The organism is Paraburkholderia sp. CNPSo 3076, from assembly GCF_026343935.1.
Classification (GTDB): Bacteria; Pseudomonadota; Gammaproteobacteria; order Burkholderiales; family Burkholderiaceae; genus Paraburkholderia; species Paraburkholderia nodosa.
Genome location: NZ_JAPMAL010000101.1, coordinates 1 through 3,128, shown reverse-complemented (window position 1 = coordinate 3,128; position 3,128 = coordinate 1). Strand labels below are relative to the sequence as shown.

At 56.2% G+C, this 3,128-nt stretch carries 4 protein-coding genes and 1 pseudogene; 3 read left to right on the top strand and 2 right to left on the bottom strand.

Annotated elements, in window-relative coordinates:
• The coding region (locus M3A49_RS42100) for a hypothetical protein (RefSeq protein ID WP_266233963.1) at nt 1–242 on the top strand (242 nt) is incomplete at its 5' end.
• 200 nt (nt 243–442) lie between these two features.
• On the opposite strand, the pseudogene M3A49_RS42095 reads toward M3A49_RS42100, so the two are convergent.
• A pseudogene (locus M3A49_RS42095) lies at nt 443–1,497 on the bottom strand (IS110 family transposase).
• 505 nt (nt 1,498–2,002) lie between these two features.
• On the opposite strand from M3A49_RS42095, the gene M3A49_RS42090 reads away from it, so the two are divergent.
• Both M3A49_RS42090 and M3A49_RS42085 read left to right on the top strand, forming a co-directional pair.
• Nucleotides 2,003–2,269: a hypothetical protein gene (locus M3A49_RS42090; protein WP_266233962.1), complete on the top strand. Its 267-nt coding sequence runs from the start codon at nt 2,003–2,005 to the stop codon at nt 2,267–2,269.
• 227 nt (nt 2,270–2,496) lie between these two features.
• Nucleotides 2,497–2,907 carry a hypothetical protein gene (locus M3A49_RS42085; protein ID WP_266233961.1) on the top strand — a complete coding sequence of 137 codons (411 nt, stop codon included), beginning with the start codon at nt 2,497–2,499 and terminating at the stop codon, nt 2,905–2,907.
• Here the strand turns inward: M3A49_RS42085 and M3A49_RS42080 are convergent.
• Nucleotides 2,889–3,128 (bottom strand): DDE-type integrase/transposase/recombinase (locus M3A49_RS42080; RefSeq protein ID WP_266233890.1); only part of this gene is annotated, 240 nt, incomplete at its 5' end. The genes M3A49_RS42085 and M3A49_RS42080 overlap by 19 nt on opposite strands.

The window sequence follows — 3,128 nt, the reverse complement described above, 5'->3', positions numbered from 1 at the left end:
GCGCCGAACTCGTCGCTCGCCCAATCGTCAAGGTCATCGGTGCCAGACAATGCAGTACATCACGCTCAATGAACTTGCGCGAATTTAACATTGCCCGCGGCGGTTTACAAGCGAATCATGCGTCGCTAACTAATAAGACTCCTTGGCCGTCTATAACGCTCCCCTTCGACATGACCAAAGCAAATCTATGGTCCGCCCCAGTTTTGCAACTCCTGATCTTGATGTCGTATTGGCTTGCCTAAATCTATCCGGCGTCGTTGTGGGGACTGCTCCCCGCGCCACGATGAAGTTCGTGCCTGTGGCTCCTACAAAGTTGTGCGGCTTCGGAAAGCCTCTTTGCTTGCCAGGGTGTTCCACAGGCCGGTGTGCCGTTCACGGCATCAAATTTCAGTCGTCGCAAGGCCAGTGAGGTGTTTCGTAAATAGGAGAATACCGTGTTCGCTCAGACCGGAAGGCATGCGAGCTCGGTATTGAACGTGGTGTGGCGCACAACAATCGCCCACGCGGTTCGAGCCAGCTTGTTGGCCAGCGCACACGCAACTACGTTCGAATGCCGACGCGTCAGCATCGTGCAAACCCACTCGGCCAGGCGGCCAGTTCGTCTCTCGAGGCCTTTCATGTAGGCTCGGGCACACAAGGCCAGCAGGCGCCTGAGGTTCTTGTCTCCGCGCCGACTGATTCCGAGAAGGTTAGCTTTCCCGCCTGTACTGTATTGCCGGGGGACAAGCCCAACCGATGCCGCGAAGTCGCGGCTGCATCCATACTGTTTGCCGTCGCCCATTTCCGCAGCGAGCACGCTTGCCGTGATTGGGCCTACTCCCGGAATGCTTAACAGGCGATGGCCGATATCGTCGTCAGCGAGTTGGCGCGCCAGCTCTTGGTCAATCTCGTCGATTTGTTCGGTGAGGTACTTGAAGTGTTCGTGGAGGCGCTCGAGAATCAGAACCAACCTGGGTGGTAGTTCATGTGCGGCGAGGATGGCCGGCAACCGCGTGATTGCAGCGTTGCCCACTGGCAGACTGACCCCGTAGTCGAGCAGGAAGCCGTGTATTTGGTTGATCGTTCGGGTACGGTCGCGCACCATAGATTCACGCACTCGATGTAAGACCGAGAGTGTCTGCTGCGATTCCGTCTTCGGCGTCACGAAACGCATTGTCGGTCGTGACGCGGCTTCGCAGAGAGCTTCGGCATCGACAAAGTCTCCGGGAAACCCGGGGCGGTTCAAAGTCATTCTTGTTTGACTTGACGAATGGCCGGACGAACTGCGGCGAGATCAGCTTGACCATATGCCCGAATGTGGCCCAGTTTGCGAGCCATATGATGTGACCCGGCGCAGGCCTCCATGACCACGGTAGAGACATGGAACGTTGCGAAGAATTCGATCAGTTGCTTGCGGCTCAGCTTTTTGCGAAACAGGGCTCGGCCTTTTCTATCCTGACCGTGCAGGTGAAAGCAATGCTTGCCCAGATCGATACCAACCAGCGTCGTGTCGTCCATGATGGTCTCCGGTTCAGGGTGAACGCTGCCAGCGTAACCCGCTCGGTGAGGCGGGGCGGACCATCCCATTAGTTGTTACGCGCAAAGTCACACCGACGGCCCGAACCACTGTCCGAATTTTTTGGCGCCATCGGCCTTGTCGCGTGGCATCGCTTGCGTGACAAGATCGGGACACACAGCTCCGACGATGCACACCCGCTTCGCGTTTTCATTTCCCACTTCGCGGTCGGTCGTGAACGACTTAGACGAATCTGATACTCTATTTCTGATTCGCCGTGGCACACGACCTGTTTTTTTGTTGTCCCACAGATCTTCCTAGAGAGAAACAGTGGCGGCTATTGAGAATTAGCCCCAAGACAGCGCTCAGTTGACGTTTTCTGATCCTGCGGCACAGTCGGATTGCGAGGGTGTCTGTCCCAGTCCGGATCAGATTTGGGCAGACAAAAAGCGGTGGTTGGCCAACTTAGGCCTAGATTACACAACAGTAGCGAAAGGAGAAGAAAAAATGACTCCGGAACAAGCGGCAGGCATCCTAAGCTCGTATATGGGAAATAACGGCTGGAGACGGATGGAGGCGGGCGCTTTATATTGGCTCGCAGAAAACCCCGACGGCAACGTACCGCCAAATGTCTCAGAGGCCGCGAAATACATGATGCAAAACCCAGACGTCTTTCGCCAGATCGAAACGCACGTAACAGGAACTGTCGATGGTGTAGCTACTAGTGGCGAGCTCAACTGGGCTGCAATGGGCGGCCCGAACCAGCGGAACTGACTGCGCTACCGAGTCGATGTTCATGTGGCGCGGTAGCATTAGGTGCACTGGACTAGACTAAATCTGACTAGTGGTTGGTTTCTCATGTTGGCGCGGAGGGCGTAGCCCGTAGGGGCAATGCGCGCCGCGAACAGCAAGGAGTCCGCCATGGCTTTGTCCGGATGGGGGTATTGCAAAGATGCTGTGGGTTGTGTAAAAGTGCAACTTCATGAAGCCAGCATTGAATAATGCCATATAAAGCCAGACTAAAGACGGGTGAACGGCGCAAGCGCAAGAAGCCGGGGTACCGGGTGACGAACGCGCGGGCGTATAACCAGAGCCTGAGAAAGCGCGGCATGATCAGCCTGTATGTGCCGGGCGGCGATCTGAAGGCGCAGCTTATCAACGCAAAGATCCGTACGCCGGGCGTGTCGGGGCGTGAGCCGACCTACACCACGGCGTACATCGAGCTGATCTTTACCTTCTACCGGCTGTTCGGCTGGGGGATGCGGCAGATCACCGGCTATATGGAGCACTACTGGGAGACTCGCGGGCTGGACATCCCGGTGCCCAGCGCCAGTCAGGGTTTTGTCGCGTTAAGGAAGACGAGTCAAACAAATGGCGATATGATGAGGACTACTTATGTAATCAAGGAGTAGAACTGCTGGGCGGGAGTTTGCGCGATGCCACCGCCTTTCATCTGGCCTTTGACGATCATATGCATGAACTCGATGCCGCCGAGAATGATGCGTGCACAACGAAAATTCTTGAAGCCCAGCATCGACCGGGTGCGACGCTTGATCGCACGGTGATCCTGCTCGACAACGTTGTTCAGGTACTTCTTCTGGCGGATCCTGATCGGCGTCTCACGTTCAGCGTT

What these genes read in the sequence shown, in the direction of transcription:
- M3A49_RS42090 (WP_266233962.1), top strand. Translation starts at nt 2,003, where the DNA reads ATGACTCCGGAACAAGCGGCAGGCATCCTAAGCTCGTATATGGGAAAT.
- M3A49_RS42085 (WP_266233961.1), top strand. Translation starts at nt 2,497, where the DNA reads ATGCCATATAAAGCCAGACTAAAGACGGGTGAACGGCGCAAGCGCAAG.